This window comes from Rhizobacter sp. P5_C2 (assembly GCF_054049715.1).
In genome coordinates, this window is the sequence record NZ_JBFULV010000060.1 from 1 (window position 1) to 22,878 (window position 22,878).

Here is a 22,878-nt window from a genome sequence, read left to right on the forward strand (position 1 = left end):
GCTCGATGCGCTGGCCTCGCCGCAGCACCGGCTGTCGCTCGCGCAGGCGCTGCGCAGCCCGCTGTTCCGGGTCGGTGACGGCGAGCTGATCGCGCTGGCGCAGCAGGTGGCCGATGGCGGCGACTGGTTCGGTGCGCTGCTGGCCGGGCCGCACGACGGCCACCCGGCGCTGCAGCGGGCGGTCGTGCGGCCCGGCCAGCAGCGCACCGAACCAGTCGCCGCCATCGGCCACCTGCTGCGCCAGCGCGATCAGCTCGCCGTCACCGACCCGGAACAGCGGGCTGCGCAGCGCCTGCGCGAGCGACAGCCGGTGCTGCGGCGAGGCCAGCGCATCGAGCATCGCGATCAGGTCGCGCACCTCGGGCGCATCCATCAGCGACTGGTCTTCGACCGCAGCGGCCGGCAGGTGCCGCGCCTGCAGCGCCTGCGCGACCAGCCGCAACGACGCGCGCTTGCGGCACAGCACGAAGATCTCGCCGGGCGCGAACGCACCGCTGCCGACCAGCTCGCCGGCCGCCTGCGCGACCCAGCGGGCCTCCTGCTCGCGCAGCACTTCTTCGGGTTCGTGCCGCGGCGTGACCAGGCTGTCGCGCCACAGCAGCCGGCCTTCGTCGCGCGCAGCGCTCTCGCGCGGCGGGCGCGGCACCGGCGGCAACGCTCGCAGGCCGGCGCCGGCAATCGGTGCGATCTCGGTGCTGTGCGCGCGGAAATCGCTGTAGTCGCCGTCGCGCTGCGCTGCCTCGAACACCTGGTTCAACGCGGCGATCACCTCGGGCGCGTTGCGCCGCGTGTGGTCGCAGGCCAGCACATGGCCGCCCAGGCCGTCGGCGACGAACTCGGCCGCCGCGGCGAACACCCGCGGCTCGGCACGGCGGAAGCGGTAGATGCTCTGCTTCGGGTCGCCGACGATGAAGACCGACGGCGGCCGCTGACCGCTCGCGCCGCCACCGGCGCCGGCATAGGCCGACAGCCAGCTGTGCAGCGCATGCCACTGCAGCGGGCTGGTGTCCTGGAACTCGTCGATCAGCACGTGGCGCACGCGCGAATCGAGCCGCTCCTGCACCCAGCCGGAGAGGTCGGCATCACGCAGCAGCGCGAGCGCGCAGCGTTCGAGGTCGGCCATGTCGGCCAGCCCGCGCAGGCGCTTGAACGCGGCGAACTGCGCGAGCAGCACGCGCGACAGCCGCGCCATGCGCAGGTGCTCGTCGTGCGCGAGCTGCTGGCGCGTCGCGTGGTGGATGGCGTCGAGCAGCGCGACCGCGTCGTCGAGTTCGGGCGCGGCCAGGTGCGCGCGCAGCTGGCCGCTGCTGTTGAGCAAGGCGCTGCGCGCGGCATTCAATGCGGCCTCGGGCTCGTCCAGTGCGAGCGCCTGCTCGAGCAGGCTGCCCTGCTTGCGCGGCGTGGCCTTGGTCTGCGCACCGAGCGCTGCGGCCACGCGCAGCAGCAGCGCGCGCGCTTCGGCATCGTTCAGCCGGTGCGCCGGATGCGGCAGCGCGGCCAGCGCCGGCCACAGCTGCGCGGCCGACGGCACACTCTCGTCGAGCACGCCGGCCTCGTCGGCCAGCTCGATCTCGACACGCTTGTCGAGCACCGTCGCGAGCCATTTCGCGGTCTGCGAACGGCCGCGCCGCTCGATCAGCGCGCGGTAGTCGGCGTGCAGTGCGTCGTCGTCGAGCAGCGCGGCGTGGAAGCGCCGGAAGATCTCGCCGAGGTGCTCGTCGATGTCCTCGATCAGGCTCATGCCGGGCTGCAGCCCGAGTTCGGCCAGCAGGTCGAGCGGCGCGGTCTTCAGCAGTTGCGAGAACCAGGCGTGGAAGGTGCGGATCTCGACCGGCCGGCCGGTGGTGAGCACCTCTTCGTGCAGGCCGGCCAACCGCGCCGCGAGCCCTGCCGCCTGCGCCGGCGGCACGCCGCGCGCGACCAGCTCGGCCGCGCGCTTCGCATCGTCGACCTGCGGCGACGCGAAATCGGCCAGCCACTGGTTGAGCCGCTCGCGCATCTCGCCAGCCGCCTTGCGGGTGAAGGTGATCGCGAGGATCTCCTGCGGGCGCGCGCCGTCGAGCAGCGCGCGCACGATGCGCGACACCAGCATCCAGGTCTTGCCCGCGCCGGCGCAGGCCTCGACGACGACGCTGCGCTGCGGGTCGCAGGCGATCGTGTAGAACGCCTCGCGCGAGACCGGCGCGCCGTCCGCCTGGTAGGCCGGGGCGTTCATCGCGCGCTCCATTGGTCTTTGCGGCACAAACCCCGCGCCTCGCAGAAATCGCAGACGCGGCCCTCGCCGAGCGCCGGCAGGCCCGCGCCGGCGCGGATGCGGGCGAGTTCATCGGACAGGCCCTCGACCAGCGCCTGCGCGCTCGCCTCGACCTCGGGGTGCGGCACCTGGCGGATCTCGTGGCCGGCGTCGAGCAGCAGGTAGACGGCCTGCAGGCCGGCATCGGTGTGCGGGCGCATCAGCGCGGCGTAGAACGCGAGCTGCGTGTCTTCGAGCGGCTGGCGCACCTGCTGGCGCAGCGCGGTCTCGCTGCCGGTCTTGTAGTCGATCAGCTCCAGCACGTCGGCGCCTTCGACGCGGCGGCGGTCGGCGCGGTCGATGCGGCCATGCAGCGTGACGGCGGCCGGCGCCGGCAGGTCGATCTCGTGCGCCTGCTCGCCTTCGGCCCACGCGATGCCTTGCGCATCGCGCTCGTGCAGCCACGCGATGTAGCGCGGCGCGAGCTGCTCGAAGCTGGCGCCGTACGGCAGGAAATCCTCGTCGGCCAGGCCGGCGCGGTCCTGCATCGTGCGGCCCAGGTGCAGCAGGTGGGCGGTCTCGTCGGCCGGCGTGCCGGGCTCGGCGCGCGTCTCGTGGAAGGCCTGCAGCACCGCGTGCAGCCAGTTGCCGTAGTCGCGCTTCTCGACCTCTTCGTCGAGCTCGCCGGGCTCGCGCAGCTTCAGCATGTGCCGCGCGTGGAAGCGGTACGGGCAGGCACGCAGCGCTTCGCAGGCGCTGGCCGACAGCTTGTCGGGCAGCAGCGCGCCGGCCGATGGCGCGGGCATGAAGACCGGTTGCGGTTCGACCGCCTGCGAGGGGCGCGGATCGGCCCACGGCTCGAAAGCGCGCGACGCCTTCTGCAGCGCGAGCGACAGCCGCTCGACCAGCGGGCTGGCCGACAGCGGCTCGCTGCCGTCGACATGCCGGCGCAGCAGCGTGACCTGCGCGGCATGCATCGCATGCGCGAACGACAAGGCCTCGCGCTCGCGGCGGCTGGCCGCGCTGGGCAGGCCGAGCGCCACCGCCTGCGCGTCGCTGATGAAAGGCAGCGGATCGACGCCGGCACCGAGGTGGCGCTCGTCGGCGCCGGGCAGCASCAGCGCGGCGAACGGCCGCAGCGTGGCATGCGCGAGCGGCGTGATCACGACCGCCGGCTGCGGCGGCGCGGGCGGCACGAACGACGACTCCTCGAGCACGCCGTCGACCCACTGGCGGAATTGCTCGAGCGTCATCGAGGTCTGGCCCGCCTGGGCCGGCCAGCCGCGGCCTTCGGACAGCCACAGTGCAGCCAGCACCTGGGCGCCGGCCGCGTCATCGGCCAGCGCATCGGCCAGGCCGGCGGCGCCGAGCAGGCCTTGCAAGGCCTCGCACCAGTCACGCAACGGGCGCCGGCCGGGCTCGGCGAGCGGCGCCAGCGCGGCGCTCAACGCGGCCCACAACCGGGCCTCGCCGGGGTGCAGCCGCTCGGCATCGATCTGCGACGTGCGGCGCCAGCCCTGGCGGCGGCAGGTGGCTTCGAGCGATTGCGTCAGCGACGCCACCGCGCCGACGCCCGGCCACGGCGCCGTCAGCGACTTCAGTGCGTCGAGCGTCGCATCGGCGCTCGACGCACCGACCGCGCGCAACAGCCCCATCAACTGCGCCGCGGCCCGCGTGGTCGACAGCTTCCAGCCGGTTTCGTCGAGCACCGCGACCGATTGCCGCGCCAGCAGCGCGTGCACGCGGCGCACCAGCAGGCGGTCCTGCGCGACCAGCGCCACCGGCAGCTCGCCGCGCTGCACATGCGCGAGCACCTGCGCGGCGGTGCACTGGGCCTCGTCCTCGAAGCCCTCGCACAGCGCGACGGCCGGCGTGCGCGACGGCAGGCGCAGCGCCGCGGCATCGGTGTCGACGAAGACGGCGGGCACGCGCGCGGCGCGCAGCAGCGCATCGGTCAGTGGATCGCTGCCGCCGACGCGGACCGCGATCCAGGCGGCAGGACGCAGCGCGAACAGCGCGTCGGTGTGCGGCGGCGCGGCGGCCGCGGCCCATTCGACCGCGATCGCCGCGATCTGACGCTCGGTGAGCCCGGGCCCGTCGCCGGCGGCCAGCAGCGCGCGGGCCTGTCGCCAGTGGGCTTCGCGGCCGGACGGCTCGATCGCCGCCGCGGCGCGCGCGAGCCCGTGCGACAGCCGCACGAAACCGGCCACCGCATCGTCGAAGGCCCGCGGATCGCTGCGGCCCCAGGCCTGCAGCCGCGCCTGGCTGCGCAGGATGCGCGCGGCCGCCAGGCGATCGAGGTGGACATCGAAGCTGATCTGGCCTTCCTGCGCCCCCGGCGGCGGGCCGAGCCGCTGCGCGAGCGTCTGCGTCGTCTCGATCTCCGGCATCCAGCCGCCGGCCTGCGCCCAGGCGGCCCGCGCCGCGCCCAGCTGCTGCGCGAACGGCATCAGCAGCACGCAGCCGCGCGCCTCGATGCCCTCGCGCGCCAGCCACGCGCGCACCTGCGCGACGAGGCCCGGCCCGTCGAGTGCGGCGGCCGGCAGGGTGTCGATCACCGGGGTGTCTAGGTCGCTCAAAGTGGCGTCGAAAAGGCTTGGAGAAGACGTTGCAGCTATCGAAGCCATAGCCGCGGTGAGGTCGGGACACGCCGCGTGCGCAGGGGCTTTGTGTCAGAATCATTGTGCCTTGCCACTCGCAACGGGTGGCACATGTCCAAGGACAAATCCCATGAGCAGCGAACTGATCAAGCACACCACCGACGCGTCGTTCGACAGCGACGTCCTGCAGGCGGACAAGCCCGTCCTGGTCGACTACTGGGCCGAATGGTGCGGCCCCTGCAAGATGATCGCCCCGATCCTCGACGAAGTGTCGAAGGACTACAGCGGCCGCCTGCAGATCGCCAAGCTGAACGTCGATGACAACCGCGACGTGCCCGCCAAGTTCGGCATCCGCGGCATCCCGACCCTGATGCTGTTCAAGGGCGGCCAGCTCGCCGCCACCAAGGTCGGCGCACTTTCGAAGGCCCAGTTGACGGCCTTCCTCGACGGTCATCTATAATCCGCCGAATCGTGGTGGCCTCGGGCCCCGTTCTCCCCGGACGGACTGAAGCCACCACCTGAAGATTGCCACCCCGCCCAATGCCGACAACGGCAGCGGCGCACCGGTCCGGCACAAAACTCCAGCGTTTCAAATCCCAGATAGTCGTCGTCGCGAAAGCGGTGCCAAGTTGTCCTGCAGCCCGATGTCGGGTTGCTCGCGAAACTTGTCGCAGCGATCGATCCGGGTCCGGTTTCAAGGATCCTGCTTGCACTCTTTCCAGGGGCACTGCCCATGCATTTGTCTGAACTGAAAGCGCTCCACGTTTCCGAGCTCATCACGATGGGTGAGGCGCTGGAGATCGAGAACGTCGCCCGCATGCGCAAGCAGGAGCTGATGTTCGCGATCATGAAGAAGCGCGCAAAAGGCGGCGAGCAGGTCTTCGGCGACGGCGTGCTCGAAGTGCTGCCCGACGGCTTCGGCTTCCTGCGCGCACCCGACGCCAGCTACATGGCCTCGACCGACGACATCTACCTGTCGCCGAGCCAGATCCGCCGCTTCAACCTGCACACCGGCGACGCCGTCGAAGGCGAAGTGCGGGTTCCGAAGGACGGCGAACGCTACTTCGCGCTCGTCAAGGTCGACCGTGTCAACGGCCTGACGCCCGAGGAGAGCAAGCACAAGATCATGTTCGAGAACTTGACGCCGCTGTTCCCGAAGGAACAGTTCAAGCTCGAACGCGACATCAAGAGCGAAGAGAACGTCACCAGCCGCATCATCGACCTGATCGCGCCGATCGGCAAAGGCCAGCGCGCGCTGCTCGTGGCCCAGCCGAAGACCGGCAAGACGGTGATGATGCAGCAGCTGGCGCATGCGCTGGTCGCCAACCACCCCGACATCTACCTGATCGTGCTGCTGGTCGACGAACGGCCGGAAGAAGTGACCGAAATGGTCCGCACGGTGCGCGGCGAGGTCATCAGCTCCACCTTCGACGAGCCGGCCGCGCGCCACGTGCAGGTCGCCGAAATGGTGATCGAGCGCGCCAAGCGCCTCGTCGAGATGCGCAAGGACGTGGTGATCCTGCTCGACTCGATCACCCGCCTGGCCCGTGCCTACAACAACGTGCTGCCCTCGTCCGGCAAGGTGCTGACCGGCGGCATGGACTCGAACGCGCTGCAGCGCCCGAAGCGCTTCTTCGGTGCGGCACGCAACGTCGAAGAAGGCGGCTCGCTGACCATCATCGGCACCGCGCTGATCGACACCGGCAGCCGCATGGACGACCTGATCTACGAAGAGTTCAAGGGCACCGGCAACTGCGAGATCCACCTGGATCGCCGCATGGCCGAGAAGCGCGTCTACCCGTCGATCCTGATCAACAAGACCGGCACGCGCCGCGAAGAGCTGCTGCTGCAGCCCGAGATCCTGMAGAAGACCTGGATCCTTCGCAAACTGCTGTACCCGATGGACGAGATCGAGGCGATGGAATTCATCCTCGACAAGATGAAATCCACGAAGAACAACCACGATTTCTTCGACATGATGCGCCGCGGCGGTTGATGCCTGTTCGCGCGACGCTATAATCCGCGGTTTTCCGCATTCCGGAAAGTGCGCCAAGTGGTTTGGCGTGGCTCCCGGTATCACAGCGCTGAAGAGGTTTCTCATGGCCAAAGAAGGCATCCACCCGAACTACCGCGACATCTGCTTCGTGGACCTGTCCAACGGTTTCAAGTTCGTCACGCGCTCGTGCGCGCAGTCGAAGGAAACCATCAAGATGGAAGATGGCCGTGAGCTGCCGCTGATCAAGCTGGAAACCACCAGCGAATCGCACCCGTTCTACACCGGCACCCAGAAGAGCATCGACTCGCTGGGCGGCCGCGTCGAGAAGTTCCGCAACAAGTTTGCGCACCTGAAGGCGAAGTAAATCCCCTCGCGATGAGCGACACCAAGGCAGCCTGCGGGCTGCCTTTTTCGTTGGCGCGCCCGAACTTCGTGCACAAGTTGCTGCATCATCGTCGCCGTCCCGAGAACAGCCTGCGCCACCGTCCTTGAACTCTCCCACCCCTGCCCTCGTCACCCAGCGTGCGGCCCAGCGCCTGCCGCGCCTGGCCCTGCTGCTGTTCTGCGCGGCCTACCTGCTGCCCGGCCTGTTCGGGCGCGACCCGTGGAAGGCCGCCGACATGACGTCGTTCGGCTACATGGTCGACATCGCGCAGGGCAGCACCAGTTGGTGGTCGCCGACCGTCGCGGGCATCCCGAGCGATTCGGCGCTGCTGCCCTACTGGCTCGGTGCCGTCTTCATCAAGCTGCTCGGCGGCCTGCTCGGCCCGCCGCTCGCCGCCCGCATCCCGTTCACGCTGCTGCTGGGCGTCACGCTGCTGCTGACCTGGTACAGCACCTACCACTTCGCACGCACCGAGGCGGCCCAGCCGGTGCCGTTCGCGTTCGGCGGCGAGGCCAGCCCGATCGACTATGCGCGCGCGGTGGCCGACGGCGCGCTGCTCGCGCTGATCGCGAGCCTCGGCCTGCTGCAGCTCGGCCACGAGACCACGCCCGAACTGGCGCAGCTGGCCAGCGTGTCGCTGTTCCTCTATGCGCTGGCGGCCTGCCCGTTCCGCGGCTGGCAGAGCAAGGCGGCGGTGGTGGTCGCGCTCCCGGCGCTCGCAGCCAGCGGCGCGCCGATGATCGGTGCGCTGCTCGCCGTCACCGGCGGCATCGTCTGCGGCCGCTCGAGCTACGAGCCGGCGCGCCGCTTCACGCTGTGGATCGCCGCCGGCGGCGTGCTGGGGCTGGTCGTCGCGACGCTGCTCGGCGCCTGGGGCTGGCGGCTCGACGGGTATGTCGAGGCGAGCGATTTCGTCAGCCTCGGCAAGCTCTTCGTCTGGTTCATGTGGCCGGGCTGGCTGCTCGCGTTCTGGACGCTGTGGCGCTGGCGCGCGCAGTGGCTGAACCGGCACATCACCGCGCCGCTCGGCTGCGTGCTGGTCAGCGTCGGCGCCTGCCTCGCGATGGGCGGCTCGGACCGCGCGCTGATGCTCGGCCTGCCGCCGCTCGCGGTGCTGGCGGCATTCGCGCTGCCGACGCTGCACCGCGGCACCTCGGCCGCGATGGACTGGTTCTCGGTGTTCTTCTTCAGCGTCTGGGCGCTGGCGATCTGGGTCGTCTACGCGTCGGTCTACACCGGCGTTCCGGCCAAGCCGGCGGCCAACGTCGCGCGGCTCGCGCCGGGCTTCATCCCGAACTTCTCGCTGCTGGCGCTGCTGACCGCGATCGCCGCCACGCTGGCCTGGCTGTGGCTGGTCAAGTGGCGCACCGGGCGGCACCGCCATCCGCTGTGGAAGAGCCTGGTGCTGCCGGCCAGCGGCGTCGCGCTGTGCTGGTCGCTGCTGATGACGCTCGGGCTGCCGCTGTTCGACTACGCGCGCAGCTACCGCCCGCTGGTGACGCGCATCGCACGCCACGTGCCGGGCGACGTCTGCATCGCGGCACCCGGCCTGAGCCGCGCGCAGCTGGTGGCGCTGGAGTACTTCGGCGGCTACCGCGTCGATGCGACGCAGATGCCGGACCACACGCTGTGCGAGTTCCTGGTGGTGATGGAGACCTTGCGCCGCCAGGCGCCGGCGCCGAAGGGCTGGCAGCTGATCACGCGGGAATTGCGGCCGTCGGACAGCGACGAGGTGGCAGCGGTCTACCGCCGCGGTCCGTAGCCTACGAGTCTTGAACCTGCGGCATGGCGCGCCGCGGATCCGGCGCCGGCTCGAGAAACCGCACCCGCGCGGCCGGCAGCACCAGGCAGAAGCGCGAGCCCTTGCCGATCTCGCTGTGGATGTCGAGTTCGCCGCCATGCCGCTGCACCACGTGCTTGACGATCGACAGCCCGAGCCCGGTGCCGCCGGTGTCGCGCGAGCGGCTGCCGTCGACGCGGTAGAAGCGCTCCGTCAGGCGCGGCAGGTGCTCGCGCGCAATGCCCGGCCCGCTGTCGCTGACCGACACCTCGCCGGCCCCGTCCTCGCGCATGCGCCAATTCACTGCGATGCGCCCGCCCTCCGGCGTGTAGCGCACCGCGTTCGTCACCAGGTTGCCGACCGCGCTCATCAGCTCGCTCTCGCTGCCGGCCAGCTGGGCCGCATCGGCACCGGCGAAACTCAGCTGGTGGCGGCCCATCGACAGCGCGGTCGCATCGGCCTGCGCCTGGCCGAACAGCTTGCTGACGGCCACCCAGCGGTCGCTCGGCGGGCGCGGGCTGCCCTCGAGCTGCGCCAACGTCAGCAGGTCGGCCACCAGCGTCTGCATGCGCTGCGTCTGCTGGCCCATCAGCGTCAGCACGCGGCGGCGCTCGACCTCGGTCAGCGGCAGGTTGCTCATCGTCTCGATGAAGCCCGACAGCACCGTCAGCGGCGTGCGGATCTCGTGCGAGACGTTGGCGACGAAATCGCGCCGCATGCCCTCGGAGCGCTCGCGCTCGGTGATGTCGAGCGACAGCACCAGCTTCAGGCCGTCGCCATAGGGGCGGATGTAGACCGACAAGGTGCCGCGGTTGCGCAGGTCAGGCACCGACACCGCCTGATCGAACGCGCCCGCCTGCAGGTAGCTGACGAAGGCCGGCGCGCGCACGAGGTTGGTCACGCGCTGGCGCCTGTCGCGCACCGGGTCGAGCCCGAAGTGGTCGGCCGCGACCGAGTTGCACCATTCGATCTGGTCGTTCTCGTCGAGCAGCAGCACGCCGTTCGGCGAGGCTTCGATGGCCGACAGGAAATGCGCGAGGCGCCCCTGCTCGCGGCTCACCGTGCGGTCGCGCGCCACCACCGCGCGTTCGATGCGGTAGCCCATCTCGCCCCAGAAGCCGGTGTCGCGCGGCGCCGAGCCTTCGAGCGAGCCGCTGAGCCAGCGCATCAGCCGGTAGCCGCGCACCGCGTCGATCAGCGCCACCGCGCTCGCGCCGACCAGCGTGCCGAGCCACAACCCGACCAGCGGCGCATGCGCCATCTCGCCCAGCACGTGGCCGAGCGCGCCGCCGACCGCCATCGCGAAGACACCGGCCAGGAAGCGCGGCAGCAGCCAGTTCATCGCATCGGGTCCGTTGTGCGGTCGCGGGACGGCAGGCTCAAGCCGACAGCGACTGCGACTGCACCTGCTGCGTCAGCCGGTAGCCGGCGCCACGGACGGTCTCGATCATCTGCGAGCAGTTGACCGGGTTCAGCGCTTCGCGCAGGCGCTTGACGTGCACGTCGACGGTGCGCTCCTCGATGAAGACATGGTCGCCCCACACCCGGTCGAGCAGCTGCGAGCGGCTGTGCACGCGCTCCGGGTGCGTCATGAAGAAGTGCAGCAGGCGGAATTCGGTCGGGCCGACGCGGACTTCCTGGCCTTCGCGCGACACGCGGCGCGTCGCCGGGTCGAGCTTCAGCGCACCGACCTCGACCGCCGAGTCGAGCGCCTCGGGGGCCTTGCGGCGCAGCACCGCGCGGATGCGCGCCATCAGCTCGTGCGTCGAGAACGGCTTGGTCAGGTAATCGTCGGCGCCGGCATCCAGGCCCGAGATCTTGTCGGATTCGGCCGCGCGCGCGGTCAGCATGATGATCGGCAGCTCGCGGGTGCGCGGCTGCGAGCGCCAGCGCTTCGCCAGCGTGATGCCCGATTCGCCCGGCAGCATCCAGTCGAGCACCACCAGGTCGGGCAGCACGCGGTCGACCTGCAACAGCGCCTCGTCGGCCGTGGCCGCCACCACCACCTCGTAGCCGGCATGGCGCAGGTTGATGGACATCAGTTCGGCGATTGCCGATTCGTCTTCGACCACCAGCACCTGGCTCATTGCGGTTTTCCCTTTGCTGCTGCTTCGGATCGCGTCATCGCACCATCGACTCGACGTTCTCGAGCGAGTTGTGACGCACGTCGGTGCCCATCACCACGTAGATGATGACCTCGGCGAGGTTCTTCGCATGGTCGCCCACGCGCTCGATCGCCTTCGCGACGAACACCAGGTCGATGCTCGACGAGATGGTGCGCGGATCTTCCATCATGTAGGTGATCAGCTTGCGCATCAGGCCGTCGAACTCCTGGTCGATCTGGTCGTCCTGCTTCAGCACCTCGAGGGCCTTCGCGGTGTCGAGCCGCGCGAACGCGTCGAGCGCCTTGCGCAGCTGGGCCACCGCCAGCTCGGCCTCGAAGGCCAGGTCGTTGACCGGCAGGCGCAGCCGGCTCGAGACGCCGGTGTTGATCAGCCGCTGCACGGTGCGTGCGATGCGGGCCGCCTCGTCGCCGACACGCTCCAGGTTGGCGATGGTCTTCGAGATCGCGATCAGCAGGCGCAGGTCGCGCGCCGTCGGCTGGCGCCGCGCGATGATGCTGGAGAGATCGCGGTCGATCTCCATCTCCATCGCGTTGACGCGCTCTTCGTTGCGCAGCACGTCGCTCGCGATGTCGCCGCTGAAGTGGGTCAGCGCATAGACCGCCTGCGCAACCTGCGACTCGACCAGCCCGCCCATCTCGAGCACGCGCGTCGAGATGCCGCTGAGTTCGGTGTCGAACTGGGTGGAAAGGTGCTTGTCCGTCATGGTGCTTCCTCCGCTCAACCGAACCGGCCGGTGATGTAGTCTTCAGTGTCTTTCTTCTTCGGCTTCATGAACAGGTCCGACGTGACGCCGAACTCGATCAGGTCGCCGAGGTACATGTAGGCGGTGTAGTCGGAGCAACGCGCCGCCTGCTGCATGTTGTGCGTGACGATCACCACGGTGTAGTCGTTCTTCAGCTCGTGGATCAGCTCCTCGATCTTGCCGGTGGAGATCGGGTCGAGCGCCGAGCACGGCTCGTCGAGCAGCAGCACCTCGGGCTTGATCGCGATGCCGCGCGCGATGCACAGCCGCTGCTGCTGGCCGCCCGACAGGCCGGAGCCGCTCTGGTTCAGCTTGTCCTTGACCTCGTTCCACAGCGCGGCCTTCTTGAGCGCCCATTCGACGCGCTCGTCCATCTCGACGCGCGGCAACGTCTCGAACAGCTTCACGCCGAACGCGATGTTGTCGTAGATCGACATCGGGAACGGGGTTGGCTTCTGGAACACCATGCCGATCTTGGCGCGCACCAGCGAGACGTCCTGCTTGCTCTTCAGCACGTTCTCGCCGTCGACCAGGATCTCGCCTTCGGCGCGCTGCTCGGGGTAGAGCTCGAACATGCGGTTGAAGGTGCGCAGCAGCGTCGATTTGCCGCAACCCGACGGGCCGATGAAGGCGGTGACCTTCTTCTCGGGGATGTCGAGGTTGATGCGCTTCAGCGCGTGGAAGCTGCCGTAATAGAAGTTCAGGTTGCGCACCGAGATCTTGGCCTTCTCGGTCACCGGGAGTTCGACTTTGACGTCCATGTCGTGCTTTCTGGTTCTCTAGTGCTTGTTGCGGAAGACCACGCGCGCAAAGATGTTCAGCGCGAGCACGCCGAGGGTGATCAGGAACACGCCGGCCCAGGCGAGCTTCTGCCAGTTCTCGTACGGGCTCATCGCGAACTTGAAGATCGTGACCGGCAGGTTGGCCATCGGCCCCGACAGGTTGCTCGACCAGAACTGGTTCGACAGCGCCGTGAAGAGCAGCGGCGCGGTCTCGCCGGCGATGCGGGCGAAGGCGAGCAGCACGCCGGTCATCACGCCGGCGCGGGCGGCCTTCAGCGTGACGCTGGAGATCACCTTCCACTTCGGCGTGCCGAGCGCGTAGGCCGCCTCGCGCAGCGCATGCGGGATCAGCGACAGCATGTTCTCGGTGGTGCGGATCACGACCGGGATCACGATCAGCGCCAAGGCCAGCACGCCGGCATAACCCGAGTAGGTCTTGAAGCGCGCGACGATCACCGCGTAGATGAACAGGCCGATCACGATCGACGGCGCCGACAGCAGGATGTCGTTGATGAAGCGCGTGGCGCTGCCCAGCCAGGTCTTCTGGCCGTACTCGGCCAGGTAGATGCCGGCGAGCACACCGATCGGCGTGCCGACCAGCGTGGCCAGCGACACCATCAGCATCGAGCCGTAGATCGCATTGGCCAGCCCGCCGACCTCGGCCTGCGGGGCCGGCGTCATCTCGGTCAGCACCGTCCAGGTGAGGCCGCCGACGCCGAGCCGGAAGGTCTCGATCAGGATCCAGATCAGCCAGAACAGCCCGAAGGCCATCGCGGCCATCGACAGCGTCAGCGCGACCGCGTTGATGCGGCGGCGGCTGCGCGCCTTGGCCTGGCGGCCGTCATCGATCACGGCGTTCATGAGCGGCTCCCCTCACCCTTCTTGAGCTGCGCGAGCAGCAGCTTGGACATCGTCAGCACCACGAAGGTGATGAAGAACAGCACCAGCGCGAGGTACAGCAGCGAGGCCTGGTGCAGGCCCTCGCTGGCCTCGGCGAATTCATTGGCCAGCACCGAGGTGATGCTGTTGGCCGCTTCGAACAGCGACGGGCCGTTCAGCTGGTTCGCGTTGCCGATCACGAAGGTGACCGCCATCGTCTCGCCGAGCGCACGGCCCAGGCCCAGCATGATGCCGCCGATGACGCCGGTCTTGGTGTAAGGCAGCACGACCCGGAAGACCACCTCCCAGGTGGTGGAGCCGAGCCCGTAGGCCGATTCCTTCAGCATCGCGGGGGTGACCTCGAACACGTCGCGCATCACCGCTGCGATGAACGGGATGATCATGATCGCGAGGATGATGCCGGCCGACAGGATGCCGATGCCCACCGGCGCGCCGGAGACCAGGCTCTTGAAGAACGGCACGTCGCCGAGCACGCGTTGCAGCGGCTGCTGCACGTACTCGGACAGCACCGGGCTGAACACCAGCAGGCCCCACATGCCGTAGACGATCGACGGCACCGCGGCCAGCAGCTCGATCGCGACACCGAGCGGGCGGCGCAGCCAGTTGGGCGAGAGCTCCGTCAGGAACAGCGCGATGCCGAAGCTCACCGGCACCGCGATCAGCAGCGCGATCGCCGAGGTGGCGAGCGTGCCGTAGATCATCACGAGGCCGCCGTATTGATCCTTCACCGGATCCCATTCGCTGCGCCACAGGAAGCTCAGCCCGTACTCGCGGATGGCCGGCGCGGCGCCGATCACCAGCGAGACGATGATGCCGGCCAGCAGCAGCAGCGTGAGGATCGCGGCGCCATGCGCCAGCACAGAGAAGACCGTGTCGGCCCACTGCGTGGAACGGCGGGCCGAGGGCGGTTGCCCCAGCGGGTCGGAGCGTTGCATCTCGTCTTTGTTGTAGTGCGATGCGGGGAGTGTAGCGGCCACGATTCCTCCATCCAGGCGAGGGCGGCGAGGCCTGAAGGCACCCGCCGCCGGTGGTTGCTTGCAGGATTTACTTGACCGCGACGGCCTTGCCCGAAGCGTCCTTGATCTCGCCCCATTGCTTGCGGACCAGCGCCTTCACCGCGTCGGGCAGCGCGACGTATTCGAGCTCGGCGGCCATCTTGTCGCCGTTGGCGTAGGCCCAGTCGAAGAACTTCAGCGAGTTGGAGGCCTGCACCGGCTTGTCCTGCGACTTCTGCATCATGATGAAGGTCGCGCCGGTCAGCGGCCACGAATCCTTGCCGGCCTGTTCGGTCAGCACCTGGTAGAAGGTCTTGCTCCAGTCGGCGCCGGCCGCGGCGGCCTTGAAGTTGGCGTCGTCCGGCGACACGAAGTTGCCGTCCTTGTTCTTCAGCTGCACGTACGACATCTTGTTCTGCTTCGCGTAGGCGTATTCGACGTAGCCGATCGAGTTCGGCAGGCGCTGCACGTACGACGAGACGCCTTCGTTGCCCTTGCCGCCCGCGCCGGTCGGCCAGTTGACGGCGGTGCCTTCACCGACCTTGTCCTTCCACTCGGCGTTCACCTTCGACAGGTAGTTCGTGAAGATGAAGCTGGTGCCCGAGCCGTCGGCACGGCGCACCACCGAGATCGCGGCGTCCGGCAGCGGCACGCCCGGGTTCAGCGCGGCGAGCGACGGGTCGTTCCACTTGGTGACCTTGCCGAGGTAGATGTCGCCGAGCGCCTGGCCGGTCAGCTTGATCTGGCCGGGCTGGATGCCCTTGATGTTGACGACCGGCACGACGCCGCCGATCACGGTGGGGAACTGCACCAGGCCGTCCTTGGCGAGTTCGTCGTCCTTCAGCGGCATGTCGGATGCGCCGAAGTCGACCGTCTTCGAGCGGATCTGCTTCAGGCCTGCGCCCGAGCCGACCGATTGGTAGTTGATGCGGGCGCCGCTGGCCTTGTTGTAGGCCTCGGCCCACTTGGCGTACAGCGGGGCCGGGAATGTGGCGCCGGCGCCGGTGATGTCTTGAGCGAAGGCCATCGACGACACCGCGCTGACAGCCACCAGGGTGGCAACGGACCGGAACGACTTGAGATTCATTGTGCGCACCTTTCAGGTACTGGCTGGAGGAATGCCAGGGACTGTAAAAGTGCTGTGTGACAAGGCGGTGACATCGCTGTCATCGATTGCCGGTTGCGGCCGCCAAATTTTGACTGACGCCCGGCAGATGACGCTGTCATGAAGTATTCACGGCCCTGTCACATGTGGTCCATATGCTGCCGGCCAGCCATCCCAACCCCTGAAGGACCTTCGATGAACAAGAGAAACTGGCTGATCGCCGCCACCTCCGCCCTGACCCTGCTGGCCGCCGGCTGCGCGACCACGCCGGCGCCGAAGACCATCGCCGAGGTCACCGCGACGACGCCCGAGCTGTCGACGCTGAACAAGCTGATCGGCGATGCCGGTCTCGCCGCCACGCTGAGCGGCCCCGGCCCGTACACCGTGTTCGCGCCGAGCAACGACGCCTTCAAGGCCGTGCCGGCGAAGACGATGGACACCTTGTCGAAGGACAAGGCCGCGCTGGTCGCGCTGCTGAACTACCACGTGGTGCCCGGTCAGCTGACCTCGGCCGACATCAAGAATGGCCCTGTCAAGACGCTGCAAGGCGGCAACCTCGCGCTGTCGAAGTCGGGCACCTTCGTGACCGTCGAAGATGCCGTCGTGACGCAGGCCGACCTGAAGGCCACCAACGGCGTCGTTCAGATCGTCGACCGCGTCTTCATCCCGGCCACGAAGTAAGCGCCTCAGGCGCGCAGGGTGTCGGCCAGACGCTCTGCGCAGGCCTTGGCTTGCGCCGCGTCGCGGGCCTCCACCATCACGCGCACCAGCGGTTCGGTGCCGGATGGGCGGATCAGCAGGCGGCCGTCGTTGCCCAGTTCGCGCTGCACGGCGGCCTGCGTTTCGGCCAGCTTGGGTGCGGACTTCCAGTCCTGCCCGGGCTTCAGCCGCACGTTGATCAGCACCTGCGGGAACAGCGTCACCGCCTCGACCAGCTGGGCCAGCGACTTGCCGCTGCGGCTCACCGCCTGCAGCACCTGCAGCGCGCTGACGATGCCGTCGCCGGTGGTGTGCTTGTCGAGTGCCAGCAGGTGGCCCGAGCCCTCGCCGCCGAGCAGCCAGCCGCGCGCGGCCAGCTCTTCGAGCACGTAGCGGTCGCCGACCTTGGCGCGCACGAACTCGATGTCCTGCGCCTTCAACGCCACCTCGACCGCCATGTTGGTCATCAGCGTGCCGACCGCGCCGGGCACGCGCTGGCCCTGCGCCAAGCGGTCGGCCACCATCACGTAGAGCAACTCGTCGCCGTTGTAGAGGCGGCCGTCGGCATCGACCAGTTGCAGGCGGTCCGCATCGCCGTCGAGCGCGACACCGTAGTGCGCCTTGTGCTCCCGCACCGCCTGGACCAGCGCGGCCGGCGCGGTCGCACCGAAGCCGGCATTGATGTTGACGCCGTCGGGGCTGCAACCGATGGCGACGACCTCGGCGCCCAGCTCGTGGAACACGTCCGGGCCGGATTGATAGCCGGCGCCGTGCGCCGCGTCGACGACGATCTTCAAGCCCTTCAGCGACAGGTCGTTGCTGAAGGTGCTCTTGCAGAACTCGACGTAGCGGCCGCGTGCGGCCTCGAGCCGGCGGGCCTTGCCGAGCTGGGCCGAGTCGACCCATTGCGCCGGCTCCAGCAGCGTGGCCTCGACGCGTTGCTCCCATTCGTCGGGCAGCTTCTCGCCGCGTGCCGAGAAGAACTTGATGCCGTTGTCCGGGTAGGCGTTGTGCGAGGCACTGATCACGACGCCGAGATCCAGCCGCAGCGCGCGCGTGAGGTAGGCCACGCCCGGGGTCGGCAGCGGGCCGGTGAGCAGCACGTCGACGCCAGCCGACGCGAAGCCGGCTTCCAGCGCCGATTCGATCATGTAGCCGGAGATCCGCGTGTCCTTGCCGATCAGCACCGTCGGCTTGGCGATGCCGGCCTTCAGCACCCGGCCGACGGCATGGCCCAGGCGCAGCATGAAATCGGGGGTGATCGGCGATTGGCCGACGGTTCCGCGAATGCCGTCGGTGCCGAAATAGGTTCTGCTCATTCGCTTGTCTCCACGCCCAGGATCGATCAGGACGGGATTTTGCGGCAACTATCGGCCGTCGCCGTCGATCAGGCCGGCGGCACCCCACACCTTGAGGGCGTCCACCGTGGGGGCGACGTCGTGGACCCGCAACACACGGGCACCGTTCTGGACGGCCGCCAGCGCCGCGGCGAGGCTGCCCGCCAACCGCTCGCCCACCGGCCGCCCGGTGACGGCGCCGAGGCTGCTCTTGCGCGACCACCCCGCCAGCACCGGATACCCCAGCGCCAGCAACTCGCGCTGGCGCGCCAGCAGCGTGAAGTTGTGCGCGACCGTCTTGCCGAAGCCGATGCCCGGATCGATCACGATGCGCTCGGCGGCCACCCCGCGCTGCACGAGTGCATTGCAGCGCCCGGCGAGGAAATCGCGCACGTCGGCCACAACGTCGTCGTAGTGCGGCGCCGCCTGCATCGATTTCGGCTCGCCCTGCGCGTGCATCAGGCAGATGCCGCAGGCCGGGTGCGCGGCAACCGCTTCTTCCGCGCCCGGCGCCTGCAGCGCGAAGATGTCGTTGACGATGTCGGCACCGAGGTCCAGCGCGGCGCGCATCACCTCGGTCTTGTACGTGTCGATCGACAGCGGCACCTGCAGCCGCAGCGCCTCGCGCAGCACCGGCAGCAGGCGCGCCAGTTCGTCGGCCAGCGACACCGCGTCGGCGCCGGGCCGGCTGGATTCGGCCCCGAGGTCGAGGATGTCGGCGCCCTCCTTCAGCAACTGCTCGCAGTGCGCCAGCGCGGTGCGCGTCGTCGCATGCTGGCCGCCGTCGGAGAACGAATCGGGCGTCAGGTTGACGATGCCCATCACGCGCGGGCGCGCCAGGTCGATCGGGAAGCGCGTGGTCTGCCAGTGCATTGCAGGGTTCTGTTCCGCCATTGAAAACGGGGCCGAAGCCCCGTCGTCTGAATCCGTCAGCTCGCTCAGGCCGCAGCCGGTGCGCCGTCCGTCTTGACGGGCGGCGTCGGGCCGCTCGGCTTGCCGGAGCTGGGGCCCCAGTCCTTCGGCGGGCGCGGCGGGCGGTTGTCCATGATGTCGTCGATCTGGTCGGCGTCAATGGTTTCCCATTCGAGCAAGGCCTTCGCCATCGCGTGCATCTTGTCCTGGTTGTCCTCGATCAGCTTGCGGGCGACCGCGTACTGCTCGTCGATGATGCGGCGGATCACGTCGTCGACCTTCTGCATCGTCTGCTCGGACACATTGACCTGCTTGGTCACCGAACGGCCGAGGAAGACCTCGCTCTCGTTCTCGGCATAGACCATCGGGCCCAGCTCGTCGGTCATGCCGTAGCGGGTGACCATGTCGCGCGCCATCGACGTCGCACGCTCGAAGTCGTTCGAGGCGCCGGTGGTCATCTGGTTCATGAACACTTCTTCGGCGATGCGGCCACCGAACAGCATGCTGATCATGTTCAGCATGTACTCGCGGTCGTAGCTGTAGCGGTCCTTCTCGGGCAGCGACAGCGTGACGCCCAGCGCACGACCGCGCGGAATGATCGTGACCTTGTGCACCGGGTCGAGCTTCGGCAGCATGCGGCCGATCAGCGCGTGGCCGGACTCGTGGTACGCGGTGTTGCGGCGCTCGTCCTCGTCCATGACCATCGATTTGCGCTCGGCGCCCATCATGATCTTGTCCTTGGCGCGCTCGAAGTCGATCATCTCGACGACCCGGCCATTGCGGCGCGCGGCGAACAGCGCGGCCTCGTTGACGAGGTTCGCCAGATCGGCACCCGAGAAGCCCGGCGTGCCGCGCGCGAGGATGTCGGCCCGGATGTCGGCCCCGACCGGCACCTTGCGCATGTGCACGTTGATGATCTGCTCGCGGCCGCGGATGTCCGGCAGCGTCACGTAGACCTGGCGGTCGAAGCGGCCCGGGCGCAGCAGCGCCGGGTCGAGGATGTCGGGCCGGTTGGTGGCCGCCATCACGATCACGCCGAGGTTGGTCTCGAAGCCGTCCATCTCGACCAGCATCTGGTTCAGCGTCTGCTCGCGCTCGTCGTTGCCGCCGCCGAGGCCGGCACCGCGGTGGCGGCCGACCGCGTCGATTTCGTCGACGAAGATGATGCAGGGCGCGCTCTTCTTCGCCTGCTCGAACATGTCGCGCACGCGGGCCGCACCGACACCGACGAACATCTCGACGAAGTCGGAGCCCGAGATGCTGAAGAATGGCACTTTCGCCTCGCCGGCGATCGCCTTGGCCAGCAGCGTCTTGCCGGTGCCCGGAGGGCCGACCAGCAGCACGCCGCGCGGAATGCGGCCGCCGAGCTTCTGGAACTTCTGCGGGTCCTTCAGGAAGTCGACCAACTCCTTGACCTCTTCCTTGGCCTCGTCGCAACCGGCGACATCGGCGAAGGTGGTGGTGTTGTTCGCTTCATCGAGCATGCGCGCCTTCGACTTGCCGAAGCTGAACGCGCCGCCCTTGCCGCCGCCCTGCATCTGGCGCATGAAGTAGATCCACACGCCGATCAGCAGCAGCATCGGGCCCCAGGAGCCGAGGATGCTCAACAGGATCGACGGCTCCTCGCGGGGCTTGACGTCGAACTTGACGTTGTTGTTGATCAGGTCACCCACGAGGCCGCGGTCGAGGAAGGTTGCGGTGGTGCGCAGGTCCTTGTCGTCGGTGGTCTTGGCCTTGATCTCGGTACCGGAAGGCCCTTCCTGGAGCTGGACGCTCTTGATCCGCTTGCTGCGAACTTCCTCGAGGAAGTCGGAGTAGCCGATCTGGTTGCCTTGCATTGCACCCTTGTCGAACTGCTTGAACACAGTGAACAGCACGAGTGCGATCACCAGCCAGACAGCGACTTTGGAGAACCATTGATTGTTCACCGCGGCTCCTTCTTGCGATAAATCCTCAGCGCGGGCACAGGACGTGCCCAACATCCACGGCATCTGGGGACGATTCTAGTCCACTCAACCCATGCGACTTCACGAACGCTTATCGACCTGAACGCCGGGATTCTTGAGACCGATCCCGACCAGGAAGGTTTCGGACGATTTGTCGCGTGATGCCTTCGGTTTGATCGGTTTCACGACCCGGAAGGTTTTCTTGAATATTTCGACCAACTGGCTGTGGCCGCTGCCGTGGAAAACCTTGCTGACCAGTGCGCCATTCGGCGTCAGATGGTTCTGCGCGAATTCGACCGCCAGTTCCACCAGGTGCTCCATGCGGGCGGCATCGGAACTCTCGATGCCCGACAGATTGGGCGCCATGTCGGAAATCACCACGTCGACCGGCCGGCCGCCCACCAGCTCGTGCAACTGCGCCAGCACTGCGTCCTCGCGAAAATCGCCCTGGAAAAAGACCACGCCTTCGATCGGCTCGATCGGCAGGATGTCGAGCGCGATGATGGTGCCGTTCAGTTCGCCGGCGGCGGCGCCCCCGAGGCCGCCGACCTCCTTCGGTGCGAACTTGCGCCGCACATACTGGCTCCAGGCCCCGGGCGCCGCGCCCAGGTCGACCACCAACTGGCCCGGCTGGATCAGCTTCAGTTCCTCGTCGATTTCCTTCAGCTTGTAGGCCGCACGGGCCCGATAGCCCTCTTTCTTGGCCAGCTTGACGTACGTGTCGTTGAGGTGGTCATGCAACCACGCCTTGTTGACCTTCTTGCTTTTTGTCTTGATTTTCATTGGCTTACGCTCACTGCAAACGATAATACCGAGATGCCTGCCATCGAACTGACCCCCGCCCAGCGCAAGGACATGCGCGCCGAAGCCCATCACCTGAATCCGGTCGTCCTGATCGGCGGTGACGGCCTGACCCCCGCCGTGATCAAGGAGGCCGATGCTGCGCTCAATGCCCACGGCCTGATCAAGGTGCGCGTCTTCTCCGACGAACGCGCCACCCGCGAGGCCATCCTCGCCCAGTTGAGTGACCAGCTGAATGCCGCGCCGATCCAGCACATCGGCAAGCTGCTGGTGCTGTGGCGCCCGATACCGCCGAAGGAAAAGGCCGAGCGCGAAGACCGCATGCCGGGGCCGCGCACCGTCAAGATCCTGAAGTTCTCGAAGAGCGGCAACCACCGCCCGCAGGTCAAGAAGCTCAAGGTGCTGGGCAACCAGCGCGTCGCCGCCGGCGGCGAGATCAAGCGCGCGAAGAAGCGCATCACGAGCCTGAAGAAGACAGCCGCCGACTGAGTCGACGCGCGGCCGTCAGGCCCGGCTCCCGTGGAGCCGCCAGGCCAGTACCAGCAACAGCGCGGTCTTGGCCGCGTACAGCGCCATCGACAAGGCATGCAAGGCGCCGAACGACATCGCGCCCTGCCCGCCCCGCGCCGCGGCCATCGCCGGCTGCAAGCCGAACCAGCCCAGCACCGTGCAGAACGCGACCGCGAGCAGCATCAGCGCATCGGCGCCCAGCACGCTGCCGCGGGTTTCGGTCTGTTGCCAGATCCGGCGCAGCACCATCAACAGCAGCACCGCCAAGCCAAGGCTGAGGTACGCCTCCTGCATGAACATGCGCCCGGCGATCCGCCCGGCGGTCTCGGGGAAGGTGCTGGCGAACCCGGCCGGCGCGCCGATGAAGCCGACGCCCAGCAGCACGCCGGCCCACAGGCCGGCCAGCCAGCCCGCGAAGCGCTGCAATCTGTGCGAGCTCATGCCCGCCTCAAGCGGCGCCCACCGAACCGCTTGTCAGACATGGCGGACTTCAGACATACCGGACTTCGATGATCTCGTAGCTCTTGACGCCGCCGGGCGCCTGCACCTCGGCCACGTCGCCGGCCACCTTGCCGATCAACGCACGGGCGATCGGGGAGCCGATCGAGATGCGGCCTTCCTTCAGGTCGGCTTCGTCCTCGCCGACGATCTGGTACGTGACCGGATTGCCGGTCTTCTCGTCCTCGAGCTCGACGGTGGCGCCGAACACCACGCGGCCCTCGGCATTCAGCGTCGTCGGGTCGATGATCTGCGCGGCGGCGAGCTTGCCTTCGATCTCGAGGATGCGGCCCTCGATGAAGCCCTGCTTGTCCTTGGCGGCCTCGTACTCGGCGTTCTCGGACAGGTCGCCCTGTGCGCGCGCCTCGGCAATCGCCTGGATGACCGAATGGCGTTCCACCGTCTTCAGCCGATGCAGTTCTTCCTTGAGTTTTTCGGCACCGCGCACGGTGATGGGGATGGTCGTCATGGTGGAACCCTGGAGACAAAAATGAAGCCGCCGCCCTCTCCCTCTCGGGAGGCCCGGCGGCG

21 protein-coding genes are annotated in these 22,878 nt (G+C 68.4%); 6 read left to right on the forward strand and 15 right to left on the reverse strand.

All coding sequences use genetic code 11. From position 1 onward, the window contains the following. Together ACXJLU_RS21015 and ACXJLU_RS21020 are read right to left on the reverse strand one after the other, a co-directional pair. Positions 1-2,215: UvrD-helicase domain-containing protein (locus ACXJLU_RS21015; RefSeq protein ID WP_457334306.1), on the reverse strand; the 2,215-nt coding region annotated here is incomplete at its 3' end. Further along, the gene (locus ACXJLU_RS21020; protein ID WP_457334308.1) at positions 2,212-4,791 is read right to left on the reverse strand and encodes a PD-(D/E)XK nuclease family protein; all 2,580 of its coding nucleotides are present in this window, start codon (positions 4,789-4,791) and stop codon (positions 2,212-2,214) included. The genes ACXJLU_RS21015 and ACXJLU_RS21020, both read right to left, overlap by 4 nt. 172 nt (positions 4,792-4,963) lie before the next feature. Between ACXJLU_RS21020 and trxA the strand changes: the two genes are divergently transcribed. The 4 genes from trxA to ACXJLU_RS21040 all read left to right on the forward strand — a co-directional run bounded on the left by trxA (position 4,964) and on the right by ACXJLU_RS21040 (position 8,976). Continuing rightward, positions 4,964-5,293, forward strand: coding sequence for a thioredoxin TrxA (gene trxA, locus ACXJLU_RS21025; RefSeq protein WP_047511552.1), 330 nt, complete (start codon positions 4,964-4,966; stop codon positions 5,291-5,293). 273 nt (positions 5,294-5,566) lie between these two features. Further along, entirely contained in the window at positions 5,567-6,829 is a 1,263-nt protein-coding gene (gene rho, locus ACXJLU_RS21030) for a transcription termination factor Rho (RefSeq protein WP_457334310.1), read from the forward strand. Positions 6,830-6,932: 103 nt separating this feature from the next. Then, on the forward strand, positions 6,933-7,193 hold the full coding sequence (locus ACXJLU_RS21035; protein WP_073465314.1) for a type B 50S ribosomal protein L31: 261 nt from the start codon (positions 6,933-6,935) through the stop codon (positions 7,191-7,193). 124 nt (positions 7,194-7,317) lie between these two features. Continuing rightward, a complete protein-coding gene (locus ACXJLU_RS21040; protein WP_457334312.1) occupies positions 7,318-8,976 on the forward strand; it encodes a hypothetical protein in 1,659 nt (552 codons plus the stop codon). A 1-nt stretch (position 8,977) separates the two neighbouring features. Here the strand turns inward: ACXJLU_RS21040 and phoR are convergent, their stop codons facing one another. From phoR to pstS, 7 genes are all read right to left on the reverse strand, one after another. Next, entirely contained in the window at positions 8,978-10,336 is a 1,359-nt protein-coding gene (phoR, locus tag ACXJLU_RS21045) for a phosphate regulon sensor histidine kinase PhoR (protein ID WP_073465312.1), read from the reverse strand. A gap of 37 nt (positions 10,337-10,373) precedes the next feature. Then, the gene (gene phoB / locus ACXJLU_RS21050; RefSeq protein WP_073465311.1) at positions 10,374-11,081 is read right to left on the reverse strand and encodes a phosphate regulon transcriptional regulator PhoB; all 708 of its coding nucleotides are present in this window, start codon (positions 11,079-11,081) and stop codon (positions 10,374-10,376) included. 34 nt (positions 11,082-11,115) lie between these two features. Next, entirely contained in the window at positions 11,116-11,823 is a 708-nt protein-coding gene (gene phoU / locus ACXJLU_RS21055) for a phosphate signaling complex protein PhoU (RefSeq protein ID WP_073465310.1), read from the reverse strand. Positions 11,824-11,837: 14 nt separating this feature from the next. Then, complete coding sequence (pstB, locus tag ACXJLU_RS21060; protein ID WP_047588656.1) at positions 11,838-12,623, reverse strand: phosphate ABC transporter ATP-binding protein PstB; 786 nt, start codon at positions 12,621-12,623, stop codon at positions 11,838-11,840. Positions 12,624-12,641: 18 nt separating this feature from the next. Next, entirely contained in the window at positions 12,642-13,505 is an 864-nt protein-coding gene (gene pstA / locus ACXJLU_RS21065) for a phosphate ABC transporter permease PstA (protein ID WP_457334315.1), read from the reverse strand. Next, entirely contained in the window at positions 13,502-14,479 is a 978-nt protein-coding gene (gene pstC, locus ACXJLU_RS21070) for a phosphate ABC transporter permease PstC (RefSeq protein ID WP_457334317.1), read from the reverse strand. Before pstC ends, pstA begins: the two co-directional genes overlap by 4 nt. A gap of 109 nt (positions 14,480-14,588) precedes the next feature. Beyond that, the gene (gene pstS, locus ACXJLU_RS21075; RefSeq protein WP_073465307.1) at positions 14,589-15,626 is read right to left on the reverse strand and encodes a phosphate ABC transporter substrate-binding protein PstS; all 1,038 of its coding nucleotides are present in this window, start codon (positions 15,624-15,626) and stop codon (positions 14,589-14,591) included. 213 nt (positions 15,627-15,839) lie between these two features. Here pstS and ACXJLU_RS21080 point away from each other — a divergent pair, with 213 nt between their 5' ends. Continuing rightward, a complete protein-coding gene (locus ACXJLU_RS21080; RefSeq protein ID WP_457334319.1) occupies positions 15,840-16,325 on the forward strand; it encodes a fasciclin domain-containing protein in 486 nt (161 codons plus the stop codon). Positions 16,326-16,330: 5 nt separating this feature from the next. Here the strand turns inward: ACXJLU_RS21080 and glmM are convergent, their stop codons facing one another. The 4 genes from glmM to ACXJLU_RS21100 all read right to left on the reverse strand — a co-directional run bounded on the left by glmM (position 16,331) and on the right by ACXJLU_RS21100 (position 21,321). Then, positions 16,331-17,662 carry a phosphoglucosamine mutase gene (gene glmM, locus ACXJLU_RS21085; protein ID WP_457334321.1) on the reverse strand — a complete coding sequence of 444 codons (1,332 nt, stop codon included), beginning with the start codon at positions 17,660-17,662 and terminating at the stop codon, positions 16,331-16,333. A gap of 48 nt (positions 17,663-17,710) precedes the next feature. After that, the gene (gene folP / locus ACXJLU_RS21090; protein WP_457334323.1) at positions 17,711-18,553 is read right to left on the reverse strand and encodes a dihydropteroate synthase; all 843 of its coding nucleotides are present in this window, start codon (positions 18,551-18,553) and stop codon (positions 17,711-17,713) included. Positions 18,554-18,618: 65 nt separating this feature from the next. After that, a complete protein-coding gene (ftsH, locus tag ACXJLU_RS21095; protein WP_073465303.1) occupies positions 18,619-20,520 on the reverse strand; it encodes an ATP-dependent zinc metalloprotease FtsH in 1,902 nt (633 codons plus the stop codon). A gap of 99 nt (positions 20,521-20,619) precedes the next feature. Continuing rightward, complete coding sequence (locus ACXJLU_RS21100; RefSeq protein ID WP_457334325.1) at positions 20,620-21,321, reverse strand: RlmE family RNA methyltransferase; 702 nt, start codon at positions 21,319-21,321, stop codon at positions 20,620-20,622. 33 nt (positions 21,322-21,354) lie between these two features. Between ACXJLU_RS21100 and ACXJLU_RS21105 the strand changes: the two genes are divergently transcribed. Beyond that, positions 21,355-21,828, forward strand: a complete 474-nt coding sequence (locus ACXJLU_RS21105) for a YhbY family RNA-binding protein (RefSeq protein WP_073465301.1) — start codon at positions 21,355-21,357, stop codon at positions 21,826-21,828. A 15-nt stretch (positions 21,829-21,843) separates the two neighbouring features. Here ACXJLU_RS21105 and ACXJLU_RS21110 read toward each other — a convergent pair whose 3' ends face one another. Both ACXJLU_RS21110 and greA read right to left on the reverse strand, forming a co-directional pair. After that, positions 21,844-22,290, reverse strand: coding sequence for a DUF4149 domain-containing protein (locus ACXJLU_RS21110; RefSeq protein ID WP_457334327.1), 447 nt, complete (start codon positions 22,288-22,290; stop codon positions 21,844-21,846). A gap of 49 nt (positions 22,291-22,339) precedes the next feature. Then, complete coding sequence (gene greA / locus ACXJLU_RS21115; RefSeq protein WP_457334329.1) at positions 22,340-22,816, reverse strand: transcription elongation factor GreA; 477 nt, start codon at positions 22,814-22,816, stop codon at positions 22,340-22,342. Positions 22,817-22,878: the final 62 nt, after the last annotated feature.

What these genes read in the sequence shown, in the direction of transcription:
- trxA (WP_047511552.1), top strand. Translation starts at nt 4,964, where the DNA reads ATGAGCAGCGAACTGATCAAGCACACCACCGACGCGTCGTTCGACAGC.
- ACXJLU_RS21035 (WP_073465314.1), top strand. Translation starts at nt 6,933, where the DNA reads ATGGCCAAAGAAGGCATCCACCCGAACTACCGCGACATCTGCTTCGTG.
- phoR (WP_073465312.1), bottom strand. Translation starts at nt 10,336, where the DNA reads ATGAACTGGCTGCTGCCGCGCTTCCTGGCCGGTGTCTTCGCGATGGCG.
- phoB (WP_073465311.1), bottom strand. Translation starts at nt 11,081, where the DNA reads ATGAGCCAGGTGCTGGTGGTCGAAGACGAATCGGCAATCGCCGAACTG.
- phoU (WP_073465310.1), bottom strand. Translation starts at nt 11,823, where the DNA reads ATGACGGACAAGCACCTTTCCACCCAGTTCGACACCGAACTCAGCGGC.
- pstB (WP_047588656.1), bottom strand. Translation starts at nt 12,623, where the DNA reads ATGGACGTCAAAGTCGAACTCCCGGTGACCGAGAAGGCCAAGATCTCG.
- pstA (WP_457334315.1), bottom strand. Translation starts at nt 13,505, where the DNA reads ATGAACGCCGTGATCGATGACGGCCGCCAGGCCAAGGCGCGCAGCCGC.
- pstC (WP_457334317.1), bottom strand. Translation starts at nt 14,479, where the DNA reads ATGCAACGCTCCGACCCGCTGGGGCAACCGCCCTCGGCCCGCCGTTCC.
- pstS (WP_073465307.1), bottom strand. Translation starts at nt 15,626, where the DNA reads ATGAATCTCAAGTCGTTCCGGTCCGTTGCCACCCTGGTGGCTGTCAGC.
- ACXJLU_RS21080 (WP_457334319.1), top strand. Translation starts at nt 15,840, where the DNA reads ATGAACAAGAGAAACTGGCTGATCGCCGCCACCTCCGCCCTGACCCTG.
- glmM (WP_457334321.1), bottom strand. Translation starts at nt 17,662, where the DNA reads ATGAGCAGAACCTATTTCGGCACCGACGGCATTCGCGGAACCGTCGGC.
- folP (WP_457334323.1), bottom strand. Translation starts at nt 18,553, where the DNA reads ATGCACTGGCAGACCACGCGCTTCCCGATCGACCTGGCGCGCCCGCGC.
- ACXJLU_RS21100 (WP_457334325.1), bottom strand. Translation starts at nt 21,321, where the DNA reads ATGAAAATCAAGACAAAAAGCAAGAAGGTCAACAAGGCGTGGTTGCAT.
- ACXJLU_RS21105 (WP_073465301.1), top strand. Translation starts at nt 21,355, where the DNA reads ATGCCTGCCATCGAACTGACCCCCGCCCAGCGCAAGGACATGCGCGCC.
- ACXJLU_RS21110 (WP_457334327.1), bottom strand. Translation starts at nt 22,290, where the DNA reads ATGAGCTCGCACAGATTGCAGCGCTTCGCGGGCTGGCTGGCCGGCCTG.
- greA (WP_457334329.1), bottom strand. Translation starts at nt 22,816, where the DNA reads ATGACGACCATCCCCATCACCGTGCGCGGTGCCGAAAAACTCAAGGAA.